This window comes from Paenibacillus sp. J22FR21 (genome assembly GCF_056269135.1).
The window spans coordinates 344,468-360,131 of the sequence record NZ_JBWDNJ010000002.1; the positions used below are offsets into that span (position 1 = coordinate 344,468).

Here is a 15,664-nt window from a genome sequence, read left to right on the forward strand (position 1 = left end):
ACCTTTTGTAAATGGAGTATATCTTTATCGGCGAAACCTGTATATTTATGCCACTTTTTAGTTCTAAAATGTAAAATCTATTAAAAATTTGATAAAAAGATATATTCACTATTTACATTTTTGTAAATTAGACATAAAATGAAAACGCAACCAAATGTCAGGTTATACCTATTTGATATAATCAAGGTATACCTTCAAGTAGAGCATCCGGGGAGGAGGCAATCCATACTTTAGCAGCAGCTTGGCAAGGGTTTAGATGCAAATTCATTTTTCTAACCAAGGGGAGGACAAAACAAAATGCGTAATGGAAACAAACGTAGTTTGATGGTCTCGGCAGCAGCATTGATGGTAGCTTTTTCGGTAGCAGGATGTGGCGCTAACAACAATACGAATAACACAACGAATAACACTGCTTCTGAAGGGGCAGCAAATACAGACACGGCGGCAACGACGAACGAAACCAATGCCACGAACACAGCTGAAACTGCTCCTGTAGAGAGTGCAGGCGATCTTAAAGGCGCAACAATCAAGATTGGTCTATGGTGGGACGGCGCTGACCCGCGTCTGAAGGAAGAGAAAGACCGTGTTCCGGCAGACGACGAGCAAATCGCGTTAATCGAAGCAGCTGAGAAGAAATATAACGGCAAGATCGAATTCGTGAAGTTCGGCGATTACGGCAAATATGTAGAGAACCTGACAACGACTTCGCTTGCAGGCGATCCGTTCGCAGATGTAGTCGTACTTGAGCTGTTCTGGTCATTCCCGGGACTCGTAAACAAGAACTTCATCCTGCCGATCGACGACATGCTGGATATGAGCGACTCCAAGTACATTGCTTGGATGAAGAACGGCGGCAGCTACCAAGGCAAACAATACGGATTCATTGATTCTCCTCCTTCTCCATACGGTATTTTCTATAATAAGAAGCTGGTTCAACAGCTCGGCGTTGAAGATCCATACGAATTGCAGAAGAGCGGCGCTTGGACATGGGATAAATTCCGCGAGCTAGCTAAAGCTGCTACGAAGGACCAAGACGGCGATGGCAAAACAGACGTGTTCGGTTATATCGGGGACATGAAGGTAAGTACGGAGCAATTCGTCTATGGCAATAAAGGCTCCTTCGATAAAGACGAGAGCGGCAACATGAAGTTCTCGATGGACAGCGCAAACTCGATCCAAGGCCTTCAACTAGTAGCGGATATGTACAACGTGGATAAGTCGATCCTGCAGCCAGCTCCGAAGGACGGCAATGACAAAGCGTTTATCGCTGGTAAAAGCGTGATGTATGGCGGCTTTAGCTGGGAACTCGGCGGCTTGAAGGACAACATGAAGGATACAGAGCTTGGTTATGTCTTCTTCCCGAAAGCGCCTAACGCTTCTGATTACACGTCCTTCACACCTTACGGCAACATGTACATGGTTTCCAAATACTCCAAGAACCCTGAAATCGCTATGAAAATCATGGACGAAATCAGCTTGCACGGTAAAAACAAAGAGCTTGCGGTAGAAAGCTGGAAAAACCAATATACGCCGGATGGACTTGATACTCGCACGCAAATGTACGACAAGATCGATTACAGCGGCAGCTACATCGCCATTCCGGATGCAGACAAGCTGGTTGACGGCGTGCTGAAGGATATTACAGAAGGCAAAGTAGCACCTGCTACGGCTGTAGAGAAAATCAAAAATCAGTTTGATGCCGGTATCCAGAAGCTGCAAGCAGATTCGAAGTAACCAGCTCCAATTAGCATATTTCATGTAATTTGAACGGGACACCCTCAAATCGGCTTTGCTTTTAACAGTAAGGCGATTTGGGGGTCCGTTTTTGTGAGGGGAACTATGAGGCGATCCTATATCAAAATGATTTCGATACTCGTTATCTTATCTGCTGTCATCTATTTAGCAGCAACAACGATAGGGGGCAGCTCCGATCGAACGGCTTCCGCCGAAGATCGCCCGCTTGACAGCGCAAGCTTAATGAAGCTGTCATCTTCCTTCAAGAAGGGCAGCTACGATGAGTATTTGTCCAAGTACAAAGACACGCCTGAGCCAGCGTCAGACATCCTGATTGAAGCTGAGAGCTTTAGCAAGTTTTCGGAGATGAACGCTTCTATTGTCGAGAACTACGAAGGTGAACAAGGGAAGATGGTTCTAACGGAAGAAACAGGATCGATTTCATGGTCCGTAGATATCCAGCAAAGTGGTTTGTACCAGATCGATATGAAATATTTCACCGTGAAGGGCAAAGATTCGGACATCGAGAGAGGTCTGAGGATTGACGGGGAAACGCCATTTAATGAAGCGAGAAGTCTTGTCTTCAGTCGAATCTGGAAAGATGAGAAGGCCGTATTTGACCGCGATGATAATGGCAATGATTTGGCGCCGAAGCAGATCGAGGTGCCGACGTGGCAAGAATCGCTGTTTGAAGATGCAAGCGGGTATTATGAGCAGCCGTATCAGTTTTATTTGAGCAAAGGGAAACATGAGCTGACGCTGACCTCCAGTAAAGAACCGCTGGTCATCGATTATCTGAAATTAACCAAGCCGAGTAAGACCATTGCCTACGATGAACTAGAGATACTGTACAAGCAGAATGGCTACAAACCCGTCGAAGGCTCATTTATGAAAATTCAAGGGGAAGCCTCTTCGCTGAAATCAACGCCAATGCTCCTCCCTTACAATGACCGCTCAAGCCCGGCAGTCGAGCCTTTCCACGCATCGAAGCTGCGTAACAATGCGATGGGTGGCTGGACCTGGCGCATGCCGGGACAGTGGATAGAATGGGAAGTCGAAGTTCAGAAGGATGGGTTATATCAAATCGCCTTTAAGAACCGGCAGAACTATTTAACTGCGATGTCGGCACTGCGTACGCTTACGATTGACGGTGTACTTCCGTTTAAGGAAGCCCAAAGAATCGGTTTCGCATACGACCGTAATTGGCAGATGAAGGTGCTGGGCAAGCAGAGCGATAAACCTTACCGATTCTATATGACTGCGGGCAAACACACCATCCGGCTTGAAGTAACACTAGGCGAATTAGCGCCTGTACTGCGGACCGTAGAGAATAGTGTGTTGAACTTGAATGCAATGTATCGAAAGGTGATCAGCTTTACAGGTGTTGTGCCGGATCAGTTCCGCGATTATGCGCTGGACAAGCGTATTCCTGAGATGTCTAAAGTATTCCGCGAGGAAAGCGATCGTCTCTATGCGATTGCCCGCATGATTCAAGGTCCTGACGACGGAGGCAACGACCGTTCAGCCCTATTGAATACATTGGCCTATCAGTTGAAAGACATGGCAGATCGACCGGATACAGTACCTAGCCGAATTGATGCTTTCAAAAGCAATGTCGGGGCATTGGGTACCTGGATGCTGATGATTAATGAACAGCCGGTTGCGATCGATTATTTAATCGTTTCGGAACCCGGCGTGAAGCTCCCGAGTCCGGAAGCGACAACCTTTGCGAAGTTCAAATCAAGCCTTGCATCGTTCGCTGCTTCGTTCTACGAGAACTATGATGATTTCAGCAGTAATGACGCAGGTGATAAAGTCATCACCGTTTGGGTGACATCCGGACGCGACCAAGCGCAAATCCTGAAACGACTGGTTGATGACAACTTTACGCATGACACGGGAATTAAAGTGAACCTGAAGCTGGTTTCCGCGGATATTTTGCTTCCATCCACGGTTGCGGGTAAAGGTCCTGATGTTGCGCTGCAGGTCGGGAACGAAGTCCCGGTCAATTTTGCAACACGTAATGCACTCCAGGATTTGTCCGTATTCTCTGACTTCCAAGAGGTAACCGAACGGTTTAAGAGCAGTGTCATGGTGCCGTACGCGTATAACGAGAAGTATTATGGGCTGCCTGAGCAGCAGACGTTCCCTGTCTTGTTCTACCGGAAAGACATCATTGAAGATGAATTGCATCTGAAGGTGCCGCAAACATGGGACGATGTGTATGCTCTTATTCCGGAGCTGCAGAAGCATAACCTGCAATTCGGTTTACCACAGAGAGGGCTAAACGCGCAAGGCAATGATGTCGTCACGACGGATATCATTACGCTCCCGCCAAGTCCTACGTTTGCGATGCTGCTCTATCAGAATGATGGACAGTTCTATAAGAACAATGACAAGGCCACGGGATTGGACGAAGAAACGGCTATCGAGCAGTTCAAGAAATGGACGGATCTGTACGTGAATTACAAGCTGCCGATCCAGACTGATTTTGCGAACCGATTCCGTACCGGAGAAATGCCAATCGGCATCGTGGACTATACGATGTATAACAAGCTTTCTGTATATGCGCCGGAAATTAAAGGACTGTGGGGATTTGCTCCCGTTCCCGGAGTGAAGAAGCTCGATGGAACGATCCGTCGCGATGTCGGTACGGGAGGCACAGCGGCTGTCATGTTCGAGCATACGAAGGACAAAGAGTCAGCATGGTCCTTTATGAAATGGTGGACCGGCAAAGAGACCCAATTGGCGTTTGGCCGCGAGATGGAGGTTCGTTTAGGGACATCTGCTCGTTATCCGACCGCTAATATTGAAGCGCTGAAGATGCTTTCATGGCCTGTCCAGGATTTAAACACGCTGCTCGAACAAATGGAATGGACGCGGGGAATTCCTGAAGTGCCTGGGGGTTATTTGACCGGCCGGAACATTGATAATGCCTTCCGTCGCGTCGTAGTGCAAGGCGAAGATCCGCGTGAAACGATGGACTTCTACGTTCGATACATGAACGAAGAGATCAACGCCAGAAGAAAAGAATTCAATCTTCCCTATGAGAAGTGAGGGGATTCCCAATTAGTACGATGACGTTTAAGAAACTAAGCCATATCAAGACGGAATTACTCAAGAACAAACATGCCCTTGTCTTGATGGCCCCCTATTTTCTGATTTTCACTGTGTTTACCGTCATACCGGTATTTATGTCAGTCATTCTCAGCTTTACGTATTTCAATATGCTTGAATTTCCGCGTTTTGTAGGCTGGGACAATTATGCGCAGCTATTCGTAGCGGATGATGTGTTTCTCATTGCAGTCAAGAACACGTTCTTATTCGCCTTTATTACGGGTCCGATCAGCTATGTGGCCTGCTTCATATTCGCATGGCTGATTAATGAATTACCGCCTAAGCTGCGTGCAGTGCTGACGCTCATTCTGTACGCCCCATCCATTGCAGGCAATACCTATTTGATTTGGCAAACGCTGTTCTCCAGCGATTCTTACGGTTTCATGAACTCGTTTCTGATGAAGTGGGGCTTCATTCTGGAGCCGATTCAATGGCTGCAGGATCCGCGGTATATGCTTCCGATTCTGATGGCCGTTCAATTGTGGCTCAGCTTGGGCACATCGTTCCTTGCTTTTATCGCCGGTTTGCAGAACGTGGATCGGACCTTGTATGAAGCGGGAGCGATCGACGGAATCCGTAATCGGTGGCAGGAGCTGTGGTTTATTACGCTTCCGGCTATGCGCCCGCAATTGATGTTCGGTGCCGTCATTCAGATTACATCGGCATTTGCGGTAGCTGAAATTTCGATTTATATGATCGGATTCCCGAGTGTGGATTACGCCGCTCATACGATCGTTACGCATTTGGTCGATTATGGAACAATCCGTTTCCAGATGGGCTACGCATCGGCAATCGCGACGATATTGTTTGCGATTATGATGTTAACGAATTTAATTACGCAGAAGCTTCTCAAAAAAGTAGGTGAGTAAGTTCGATGGCATTGAAGTTCCTATTGAGAAAACGGCTTAATCGCTCCTGGTCAGTCGATATTCTGCTCTTTATTCTGCTGGCCGGTGTCGCGGCATTTATGGCGGTTCCGCTCGTGTATACGATAAACAGAGCCTTTATGCCGCTGGACGAAATCTTCGCATTCCCGCCAAGGTTTATCGTTCGGCATCCGGAGATGAAGAACTTCACGGATTTAGTCGGTATCTTCGCCGACTCTTGGGTTCCGTTCTCGCGGTATGTATTTAATACTTTCTTTATCGCGATAACGGGAACAACGGGGCACGTCATTATCGCTTCGGCAGCTGCGTATCCGCTTGCGAAAGTGAAATTCCCTTTCCGCAATGCGCTGTTCAGCCTTGTCGTGATGTCGCTTATGTTCACGCCTTACGTGACCCAGGTGCCGAACTATATGACGATCTCATGGCTTGGGATGATCAATACGTATTGGGCGATCTTGCTCCCGGCCTTTGGTTCCACACTGGGTCTTTACTTAATGAAGCAGTTTATGGAACAGATTCCGGATGCTTTAATTGAGGCTGCGAAGATCGACGGCGCGACGGAATACCGGATATTCTGGCAAATCGTCATGCCGATCGTGAAACCGGCTTGGATGACGCTCATTATCTTCTCGCTACAAAGCTTGTGGACGAACGGATCCGTAACGAGCCACAAATATATTTACAGCGAACAGCTTCGTACGGTGGATGCCGTCTTCGGACAAATTGCGAGCGGGGGAATAGCAAGAACAGGTCCGGTTGCAGCTGTAACGCTGCTCATGATGTCTGTTCCGATTGCGGTATTCATCATCACGCAAAGCAAAGTCATTCAAACGATGTCTACATCGGGGCTGAAAGAGTAAGCAGGGGGGAGCCGGATTTTGACAGCCAAAAGAAGGATCGTAACGTTAATGCTGGTTATGCTCATGCTCGGTATATGCGCTCCTGCGTCCGCTGCCTCATCGGATGGGTATAACTACTCCTACTGGGGAGAAGCGGTGCCGGCGCCGGATCCATACCGCGCTGCTGAAGTCATTTACGGTCCGGATCTGAATATCGGACCGATGGTTTCGCCGCAGGATATGTATATTTCGAGTTCGGGCACTATTTATATTGCAGATACGGGCAACAGCCGTATTCTGGTGCTGGGCAAGAAGCTGGGCGTAGAGCGCGTCATTACCGAATTTGATCATGCAGGCAAGAAAGATACATTCAATCAGCCCGAAGGGGTTTTCGCGGACGCGAAAGGGCATCTCTTCGTGGCAGATACGCAGAATCGGAGAATCATTGAGCTTTCAGCCGATGGCGAGTTTGTGCGTGAGATTAACGAGCCGAAGTCGTCGTTGATTCGTGAGGGGTTTCAATTTACTCCGATTAAACTTGTCGTAGATAAAGCTGAAAGGCTGTACTTAATCAGCCGCGGTTCTTATGAAGGGATCATGGAATTTGATTCGGATGGTGTATTCAGTGGATTTATTGGTACGAATCGAGTGAAATTCAGTCCAATGGATCTGTTCTGGAAGCGTATCTCGACTAAGAAACAACGTGATCAGATGGAGCAGTTTATACCGCTGGAGTTCAACAACATCGCCATTGACGATGACGGGTTTATGTATACGACAACAGTGGAAGAAAACTCGAACAGCCCGATTAAGAAGCTGAATCCGTCCGGTGTCGATATTTTACGGAGCAAAGGTTATTTTCCGCCTAAAGGGGATATCGGCACGATGGAAGTGGGAAGCTTCCCGGGCAGCTCGATCTTCGTCGATGTCACGCAGGATGCCGGCGGCATGTACAGTGCGCTGGATTCGAAGCGCGGACGTATTTTCTCGTATGACAAAGACGGGAATTTACTCTACATGTTCGGCGGATTAGGCGCGGAGCAAGGGAAATTCCGTACCCCTTCGGCCATTGGCTTGCAGGGCGATCGCGTCATCGTACTGGATAAGGATAACAATCGATTAACTGTTTTTGAGCCGACGCGTTATGGAAGTTTGATTCGGGATGCGGTTACTTCGCTCTATAACGGCAAAGTGGAACAATCTACTACCGCGTGGAAGCAAGTGCTGAAGCTAAACAGCAATTTCGAGGTCGCGTACATCGGTATCGGTAAATCACTGCTGAAGCAAGGCGATAACAAAGAAGCGATGACGTATTTCGAGCTTGGCAACAATCGGGAGAACTATTCGGAAGCCTTCAAGCGCTACCGAAAAGAGATCGTCATGGATCGTTTCGGCACCATTGTTGTCAGTATAGCAGCTGCAATCGGAATCATTTATGCCATGATCAAGCTTATGAGAAGAAGGGCTGCGAGCGGCTATTATAAAGAAGTCGGCCCGCTCAAGAACCCATTCTACACCATGCTGCATCCGTTTAACGGCTTCTGGGAGATGAAGTTTGAGAAACAGGGAAGAGTCAAGATTGCAGCCATCATCTTGTTTCTACTCGTGTTGCTCACCATCGTGAAGCGGCAATACAGCGGATTCGTTGTCAATTTCAACAATCCCGCCGAGCTGAACAGCATCAATGAACTGAAATACATCATACTGCCGTTCCTGCTCTGGTGTGTAGCCAACTGGTCGCTCACAACGCTCATGGATGGCGAAGGGAAATTCAAAGAAATAATAATGGCTACCGGGTACTCCTTGATGCCGCTTGTCATTATTTATTTGCCGCAAACGCTGTACAGCAGGTTCATCACGTCTGATGAGAGTTCCTTTTATTATTTGCTGGATACCGTTGCGATTGTTTGGTTCATCGCATTGCTGTTCGTTGGGACGATGACGATTCATCAATACTCGGCTGGTAAAACGGTACTAACGATGCTGCTCACGCTCGTTGTCATCGGGATCATGTTGTTCCTAGGCGTTCTGTTCTTCAGCATGCTGCAGCAGATGATCAGTTTCATTATGTCACTCTATCACGAGCTTTCGTTTAGAGTACGATGATTGCCGAGGAATCTTGTTTATTTGGAGGGGAACGGTTGTGATCAATAGAAAGCATGTCGTCATTGCTGCCCTCTGCGGATGCTTGGCAGCTGGCACTGCCATTATCAATTACGACGACGGGGACAAAGTGGCTAACGGATTGGCGGGAGACGCGTCATCGGCATTGGCATCGGCAACTTCCGGTGGGGGCAAGTCTCTTAAAGGCGAGGTTTCGATTGCCTCTATGGAGCTAGCTTCAGATACGGTGGTGCATACGATTAATACACCGGAAGAGCTGGCTGCACTTAAGCAGATGGAGCAGGTATCGGAGACGGAAACACTTGCTTTGTTCATCAATAAAGAAACAGCAGAGATTGCGGTGAAGGACAAGCGCGATGGCTATGTATGGTTCTCGAATCCAGTCGGTCATCAGAAGGATTCGCTTGCATCACCACTCTATCAATCGGAACTTTCGTCGCAGCTGCTGCTTAAGTATTATAACGAGAAGGGCCAAGTCTATCAATTCAACAGCTATGATGACAGCGTCCTTAAGAAACAGTTCGAGATTACAGCTGCGAAGAACGGCGTAACAATCGTCTACCGGTTCGGCCAAGCTTCCGGCGGCACCGATAACATTCCGACGGTGATCAGCAAAGAACGGTTCCAGAAGCTCATCTTGGACAAGCTGCCGGATGACGATGCACGAAAGCAGGTCACGTATAAGTTCCGTCTCAATCAGGAGAAGCAGGTCTACGAGGTTCGTAATTTGCAGGATAACGTGAAGCAGGAGCTTGCTGGTTATCTGACCCAGGCGGGATATACGAAGAAAGATGCTGCTCAGGATAATCAAGAGAATGGCGCTGAAGTGGAAGCTTCCGATGAACAGGCTGCATTCACGATTCCGGTTACATTCTCCTTGGACGCGAATCAATTCGTTGTCGCCATCGCTGCGAAGGATGTCCGCTACAGTCCGGACTTTCCGCTTGCCTCCGTTCAGGTGCTTAAGCATTTCGGGGCGGCAGATCATAAGAAGCAAGGCTATATTTTCGTTCCGGATGGTTCAGGTGCGTTGATTCAACTGAACAATAAGAAGTTAAGCGCAGAACCTTTCAACATGCCGGTTTATGGTGAGGATGGCACATTTGATGTGAAAGAACGGGTGGTGACCAGCTCGCCGGTGCGCTTGCCTGTGTTTGGCTTAAAGCAGAATGATCATGCTTTGCTGGGTATAATCGAGGATGGGGATGCGTTATCCAGCGTGCTCGCCGATATTAGCGGCAGACATGATAGCTATAATAGTGTCAATTCCGAGTTTCAATTTGTCGCAATGGACTATTATACGCTCAGCTCAGGGACCAAAACGAGCTCCGTTCCCATGTTCCAACAGCAGCCTTATCAAGGTGATCTTCGTATCCGATACAGCTTCCTATCCGGCAGCGCTGCCGATTACGTAGGGATGGCGGGTGTCTATCGGAATTACTTGACCGACAAGTATAAGCTGAAGAAGCTCGAAGAGAAGGCCAATGCGCCTTTCATCCTTGAGGTTGAAGGAGCGTTCCGCAAGAAGAAATCTTTCCTTGGCATCCCTTATACGGCAACGGAATCGTTAACTGCGTATGACGAGGCTGGCTCCATGCTCAAGCTGCTGAAGACGCAGGGAATCGATGATATTGCACTGCGCTATATAGGCTGGTTTAATGATGGCATCCGTCACAGTTCTCCGAAAGATATCGAGCTCGAAGGTGCTCTCGGAGGCAAGAAAGGGCTTCAACGTCTGGTCGATTACACCAAACAGAATGGGATCGATTTGTATCCGGATGTGGCATTCTTAGAGAAATATAAGGGAGCCACCGACAGCGCGGATTTGCTTGATCGCCGCAGTGCAGCCGTCTATAATTACAATCCGGTCATGTACGTGAAGGATAGCGCTTCATTCTCGCATTACAAGTTGTCCCCGAACAAGCTTCCGAATACGGTGGATGCCTTTATGGACGATTATGCGAAGCTTGGTATAAGCGGCTTATCTTTGCGGGATATGGGAAATGAAGTGAATTCTGATTTTGATCCGGATGCATCGGTCGACCGTCAGGCTGCACGGAATACGATCCTGCAGGAAACGGACAAGCTGAAGCAGCAAAGCGGCCAGCTCATGGTAAGCGGAGGCAATGCTTATACGCTTCCATATGCCAACGTCGTCGTAAATGCACCTACATCCAGCAATCGATTAAACATTACCGATGAGGATGTCATGTTCTATCAAATTGCTCTTCATGGTTATGTAGATCTGGCTGGTGCGCCGTTCAATATGGATGAGGTTCAGAATCCGCGCGTTTCGATGCTCAAAGCGCTGGAAACCGGCTCGAACATCTATTACGCCTGGTACTATAACGAAGCATCCGTTGTCAAAGATACCGCATATAACGATCTGTACGCGCTCCATTATGCGGATTGGTTCGATGAAGCAGCCCAATTATACAACGAGGCTAACCCGATATTGAAACAGGTGCGCAATCAGATTATTACCGGTCATCGGACACTTGCCAATCGAGTCGTGGAGACTACTTTCGAGAACGGCATGTCCATTATAGTGAATTACAATCAAACGGCAGTACAGGTGAACGGCATGGAGATCGGCGCCGAAAGCTACCGGTTAGGCGGTGAATGACGATGTTTAAGAAACCAATGACACTAAAACAGAAAAATGCATGGTTCGGTGTTCTGTTTGCATCGCCGCTTATGTTCGGTATGATCCTGCTGTTCATTTTGCCGCTGATTCAGTCGTTTCGTTACAGCTTAAGCTCTCTTGATATGGTCGATGGCGGCTTTGAGGTCACGTATGAAGGCTTTGATAATTATACGAGCCTGTTTACGTCCAATCCGGATTTCCCTCGAACTTTGGCGGAATCGCTCGGGAACATGGTCGTGAACGTTCCGCTCATTCTTATTTTTAGTTTGTTTGCAGCGGTGCTGCTCAATCAGAAGTTTGTCGGCCGTCCATTCGCCAGGGCGATCTTCTTCCTGCCGGTTATTCTGGCTTCCAGCGCAATCGCGAATCTGGATATCAGCAGTTTTGTCGGCGGGGGTGCGATTCCTGCAGGCAATGGAGCAGAAGGGGGATCGAATGCCCTGCAAAGCTTCGAGCTAAGTAAAATGATGATCGAATCCGGCTTATCGCCGGTCATCGTGAATTATATTACCGGGGCGGTAGATCGGATTTATGAGATTATCAGCTCATCCGGTGTGCAAATTCTTATTTTCTTAGCAGGCTTGCAGTCGATTTCTCCGTCCTTGTACGAGGCCTCCAAGATTGAAGGCGCGACAGGGTACGAGAGCTTCTGGAAAATTACGTTCCCGATGGTTACGCCGCTTATTCTAACGAACATGGTCTACTCCATAACGGATACCTTTAGCAGCAACCAGATCAATTTGTTAATATCGGAAACGGCCTTCAAAGTATTCGATTTCGGTCTTAGCGCCGCGATGTCGTGGGTGTTCTTCCTATGCGTCGGCTTGATTCTGGCCGTCTCAGTCGGTCTAATCTCACGCAAAGTGTTCTACTATGACTAAATGGGGAGGTGAGTCTATGAAATCGCCTACAGCTTACGCCGATTTGTTCGTAAGACGTTACAATCCGGTGGAGAAGACGAAAGGATTCGTATGGAGATTGATACGAGCTGTCCTCATACTCGGCTTTTGTTTCGTCATCTTGTTTCCGTTATTCTTGCGAATTTCCATTGCATTTCGCAGCAAGGCCGACATTTACGATCCGACGGTGCTCTGGATTCCAAGGCATTTTACGCTGGATAATTTCAAAATCGCCATGGAATCTGCGCATTACTTGACTTCATTCCTTAATACGCTCTACATCACGTCCAGCACAACCATCATCCAGATGGCTTCCTGTACGCTGGCTGCTTATGCGTTTGCACGACTGAAGTTTAAAGGCAGCGAGATCTTATTCGCGCTTGTCATCTTCACCATTGTGGTGCCGCCGCAAACGATCATGATTCCGCTCTACTTGACGTATCGGTACTTCGATCTATTTGGTCTCATTCACTTGTTTACAGGCAAGAAAGGACTGAATCTAATCGATACCTTCTGGCCGTTTATTATTTCGGCCGGTACGGCAATGGGACTCAAGAACGGGCTCTATATTTATATTTTCCGGCAGTTCTTTAGAGGGATTCCGAAGGAAGTCGAGGAAGCTGCATTGGTTGACGGCGCAGGGGTGCTTCGCACGTTCTCCCGCATCATGCTGCCTAACGCCATTCCAGCCATCGTAACCGTGCTTCTATTCTCATTCGTCTGGCAATGGAATGACAGCTATTACGTCAGTTTATTCCTGAAACAAGTGAAAGTGCTGTCCACGAGCCTCATGGATATGGGGGTTGGCATCAAGGAACCGGACCCTGTCTATACGTCCATGCTTCTTAATACCGGAGTACTATTGACGATCGCGCCTCTTATTGCCATGTATCTGTTTGTACAGCGGTACTTTGTAGAAAGCGTAGAGCGGACGGGGATTACGGGCTAGTCCATAATTCGTATAAAATCTGTTGGATTAGTAAGACAATAATAGATATACTGAAAAAAATAGAACTAATTAGGCTGAGGTGTGAATTCTGTGCTGAGCGATAATAAGCCGTTATACAGTCAAATACTCGGAGTTTTGCGCGAACGCATCTCTCAAGGGGAATATGTTACCGGTCAGCAGCTTCCAACGGAGCTTGAGCTAGCGGAGCAATTCGGCGTTAGCCGCATTACATCCAAACGTGCTTTGATAGAACTCGAAAGAGAAGGCCTGATCTATCGTAGAAGAGGCAGCGGCAGTTTCGTCAAGAAACAAGATGAAGCTCGCCTTGAATCGGAAGTGAGGGAGGCTTCTCCCTCCAGCCGAATCGTTTCCATGATCCTTCCTTTTGTTACCGCTCACAATACGCTTGAGCATATGCAGGGTGCGGCCAAATATGTAGAATCCAAAGGGTATTACCTAAGTATCCATAACAGTGATTGGAGCAGTGAACGAGAGCGAGAGCTGCTGCATTCGCTGCCTAAGAGAGGGACGTCAGGTATTATTCTGTACCCAGTCAGCACGCAAAAGAATTTGGATGTAGTCCACGCGCTTCATCTCAGCGAATATCCGATTGTAACGCTCGACCAATATTACAGCTTGCTGACAATGGGAAGCGCTGTATCGGATAATTATGAAGGTGGTTATCAGGCGGCATCCAAGCTGATTGAACTGGGTCATTCACGTATTGCGTTTATTTCCACGATCGGAATTCAGTATCGCAGTACGGTACGTGACCGCTTCTTCGGTTATAGTAAGGCACTAAGCGACAACGGACTACCGGTGGATATTGAGCTGATCTTGAGCGACTTGCCGCGTGAAGCAGAAGGCGTTCCGGCGACTCGGCGGGAATTCTACAAGGAATTGCTGGGGAAATTGATGAAGCTGCGCGTGACGGCGATTCAAACCGAACATGATATGGTCGCTTACGACTGTATGAAGGCGGCTATTGATCTGGGAATCAAGATCCCGGAGGAGCTGTCGATTGTAGGATTCGATAACAATGAGATGTCGCAGCAAGGCGATATTCCGATCACAACCATCGAACAGAATTACGAGGAAATCGGAAAACGTGCAGCGATGATGATTATCGATCAATTGGAGAACCATGTTATACAACGGGAACGGTCTGTTATTCCGATTAAGTGGGTATCAAGACAGTCCATCGGCCCTGGACCGGACCTGGCCGATTAAGTCCGGGTTGGTTTGGTATTCGCCTTCTTGTGAGCTTCATACTCGCAAGGAGGCTTTTTTGCGTTTAAGTTATACTCTTGTTAAAAGGATATGCCATATGTTATATCTAATATTTACACATTCGGCGTAATAACGGTATAATAAGTATGAAAATGGAAGCTATATTCGAAGAAGATATAACATAAATATAAATGGAGGCAGGATCAATGCATTTCAGCGGAGTACCGGAACCACACATGAAGAAGTATGCACCTGAGCATTACATGTGCCGAAGAGCGACTGAGCCGCTCGTACTGGATGGCAGACTGGATAAACCATTTTGGGCTGATGCGCCGTGGACGGCTGAATTTGTTGATATCGAAGGCGACCTGAGACCGAAGCCTAGCAAACGGACGAAAGTCAAAATGTTATGGGACGATGAGTACTTCTATTTCGGAGCGGAACTGGTGGAAGACCAAATTTGGGCTACGCTGACGGAGAGAGACTCCGTTATTTTCTACGATAACGATTTTGAGATTTTCATTGATCCCGACGGTGATTCGCACCAATACTATGAATTTGAAATCAATGCCCTGAACACAGTGTGGGATTTGCTGTTAGTGAAGCCATACCGTGACGGTGGACCGGCAGTCAACGCATGGGACATCGCCGGACTGAAGACCGCGGTGCACATTGACGGGGAGCTGGGCAATCCACTTGCCGCTAATCGCAGCTGGAGCATTGAAGTCGCCATGCCATGGAAGAGCCTGTTGGAATGCGCTTCCGAGGGGCGTCGTCCAACACCCGGACAATTCTGGCGTGTCAATTTCTCTCGTGTGGAATGGCAGGCTGAGGTGAAAGATGGACGATATGAGAAAGTGATTAATCCTGCAACCGGCAAGTCATACCCCGAAGACAATTGGGTATGGTCGCCGATGGGAATCGTCAATATGCATTACCCGGAATTATGGGGATATGTTGTATTTGCAGGTGAAGGAAGCGACGAACATTTTACACTGCCGCAGGACGAAACGATAAAGTGGCAGCTGCGCAAGCTGTATTATAGTCAGCGCAATCATTTTGCGGAATTCGGCGTGTTTAGCGAGGATCTGGCCATGCTTATGGGTGAGGACACATGGATGATTCAGCCTCAAATCGAAGTGACTTCGCGGCTCTTTCAAATGGCGGCGCCTTCTATGGATGGCAGCTCGACTTTCTATATTCGAGAAGATGGGAAGCTATGGAAGGAGTGAGTCGGC

10 protein-coding genes are annotated in these 15,664 nt (G+C 48.0%); all 10 read left to right on the forward strand.

From position 1 onward, the window contains the following. Positions 1-297: 297 nt before the first annotated feature. The 10 genes from AC0YNS_RS07365 to AC0YNS_RS07410 all read left to right on the forward strand — a co-directional run bounded on the left by AC0YNS_RS07365 (position 298) and on the right by AC0YNS_RS07410 (position 15,658). Positions 298-1,734 carry an ABC transporter substrate-binding protein gene (locus AC0YNS_RS07365; RefSeq protein WP_475780366.1) on the forward strand — a complete coding sequence of 479 codons (1,437 nt, stop codon included), beginning with the start codon at positions 298-300 and terminating at the stop codon, positions 1,732-1,734. Between the two features lie 105 nt (positions 1,735-1,839). Next, complete coding sequence (locus AC0YNS_RS07370; protein ID WP_475780367.1) at positions 1,840-4,791, forward strand: extracellular solute-binding protein; 2,952 nt, start codon at positions 1,840-1,842, stop codon at positions 4,789-4,791. A 20-nt stretch (positions 4,792-4,811) separates the two neighbouring features. Then, the gene (locus tag AC0YNS_RS07375; RefSeq protein WP_475780368.1) at positions 4,812-5,720 is read left to right on the forward strand and encodes a carbohydrate ABC transporter permease; all 909 of its coding nucleotides are present in this window, start codon (positions 4,812-4,814) and stop codon (positions 5,718-5,720) included. A gap of 5 nt (positions 5,721-5,725) precedes the next feature. Further along, positions 5,726-6,598, forward strand: coding sequence for a carbohydrate ABC transporter permease (locus AC0YNS_RS07380; protein WP_091215166.1), 873 nt, complete (start codon positions 5,726-5,728; stop codon positions 6,596-6,598). Between the two features lie 18 nt (positions 6,599-6,616). Further along, entirely contained in the window at positions 6,617-8,683 is a 2,067-nt protein-coding gene (locus AC0YNS_RS07385; RefSeq protein ID WP_475780369.1) for a YIP1 family protein, read from the forward strand. Between the two features lie 37 nt (positions 8,684-8,720). Next, complete coding sequence (locus tag AC0YNS_RS07390) at positions 8,721-11,327, forward strand: DUF5696 domain-containing protein (protein WP_475780370.1); 2,607 nt, start codon at positions 8,721-8,723, stop codon at positions 11,325-11,327. 2 nt (positions 11,328-11,329) lie between these two features. Beyond that, positions 11,330-12,229 (forward strand): carbohydrate ABC transporter permease, encoded by a 900-nt coding sequence (locus AC0YNS_RS07395; protein WP_475780371.1) that lies wholly within the window; start codon positions 11,330-11,332, stop codon positions 12,227-12,229. A 16-nt stretch (positions 12,230-12,245) separates the two neighbouring features. Then, entirely contained in the window at positions 12,246-13,196 is a 951-nt protein-coding gene (locus AC0YNS_RS07400) for a carbohydrate ABC transporter permease (protein ID WP_090978036.1), read from the forward strand. Positions 13,197-13,286: 90 nt separating this feature from the next. Beyond that, positions 13,287-14,426: a GntR family transcriptional regulator gene (locus AC0YNS_RS07405; protein ID WP_475780372.1), complete on the forward strand. Its 1,140-nt coding sequence runs from the start codon at positions 13,287-13,289 to the stop codon at positions 14,424-14,426. 206 nt (positions 14,427-14,632) lie between these two features. Continuing rightward, the gene (locus AC0YNS_RS07410) at positions 14,633-15,658 is read left to right on the forward strand and encodes a carbohydrate-binding family 9-like protein (RefSeq protein ID WP_475780373.1); all 1,026 of its coding nucleotides are present in this window, start codon (positions 14,633-14,635) and stop codon (positions 15,656-15,658) included. Positions 15,659-15,664: the final 6 nt, after the last annotated feature.

Coding starts and splice junctions, on each gene's coding strand:
- AC0YNS_RS07365 (WP_475780366.1), top strand. CDS start 298: ATGCGTAATGGAAACAAACGTAGTTTGATGGTCTCGGCAGCAGCATTG.
- AC0YNS_RS07370 (WP_475780367.1), top strand. CDS start 1,840: ATGAGGCGATCCTATATCAAAATGATTTCGATACTCGTTATCTTATCT.
- AC0YNS_RS07375 (WP_475780368.1), top strand. CDS start 4,812: ATGACGTTTAAGAAACTAAGCCATATCAAGACGGAATTACTCAAGAAC.
- AC0YNS_RS07380 (WP_091215166.1), top strand. CDS start 5,726: ATGGCATTGAAGTTCCTATTGAGAAAACGGCTTAATCGCTCCTGGTCA.
- AC0YNS_RS07395 (WP_475780371.1), top strand. CDS start 11,330: ATGTTTAAGAAACCAATGACACTAAAACAGAAAAATGCATGGTTCGGT.
- AC0YNS_RS07400 (WP_090978036.1), top strand. CDS start 12,246: ATGAAATCGCCTACAGCTTACGCCGATTTGTTCGTAAGACGTTACAAT.
- AC0YNS_RS07410 (WP_475780373.1), top strand. CDS start 14,633: ATGCATTTCAGCGGAGTACCGGAACCACACATGAAGAAGTATGCACCT.